Genomic DNA, 751 nt, shown 5'->3' on the forward strand with positions numbered 1-751 from the left:
GTAGTGGTGTGCAGTGATCTGTGCGAGCGCGCCGCCCAGGGAGTGGCCGGTGACGGAAACTTGGCCATATCCATTTGCGTAAGCCAGCTCGATTGCCTGCTTGGTCAGCGCGAGGGCATCATCAATTTGCGCGTTGATTCTGGCGGTGACCATCGCCGCATCGATGCCGCCATCAATCAGAGGCTGGCGATCAAACTCGGTACCGCGATGGGTGACGATTACTTCTTTGGATTCGAGATTATGGTAAATGACGCCTTGGTAGCCGGTGGCGGAGTTTAGGCTGGCCAATACTCGATATTCCGTCCCGGCAATGGTAACAATGGTCTTGGGTTCAGGGAGCGGATCCTTGTAGACATGATCGGAGAGGGCTGCATTTGCTCCAGGATTCATTGGGCTGTTCCTTCAGTCCGTGTGGAGATTTCGATTGGGAAGTAATCCTTTCGCTTATCCTGAGACATCTTCTCGTACCAAGTCGAAGGCTCGGTAGGCGTCCACTCTGGCGATCCCCCTGAAGTCATAGGGCGTAAGGCGCGATGTACGTAGGTAGTAGAGAGTTTCCCGGTTTCAAGCTTTGTAAATGAAGTCCATGCGGTTGCTTGGATAGGGCGACCATCAATGATGAAGGCGAATGAAGCTTCCACGAGCACGGGTGTCCAAGTGCACGGACCACGACCGTAATAGTCGGCAACTTCCATGCCGTCGTTGAAAACAGCACTGCTGAATTCAGTTGCACTGAGGCGCTGTGCCTGAA

General features: G+C 53.9%; 2 pseudogenes. Both read right to left on the reverse strand.

Going from position 1 to position 751, the window contains the following annotated elements:
- Window positions 1-390, reverse strand: a pseudogene (locus tag PEM_RS20170) (hemolysin); the annotation flags it as partial.
- A pseudogene (locus tag PEM_RS20420) lies at window positions 387-751 on the reverse strand (hypothetical protein); the annotation flags it as partial. The pseudogenes PEM_RS20420 and PEM_RS20170, both read right to left, overlap by 4 nt.

It is taken from the genome of Stenotrophomonas sp. Pemsol (assembly GCF_003586545.1).
GTDB classification, from domain to species: Bacteria; Pseudomonadota; Gammaproteobacteria; order Xanthomonadales; family Xanthomonadaceae; genus Stenotrophomonas; species Stenotrophomonas sepilia.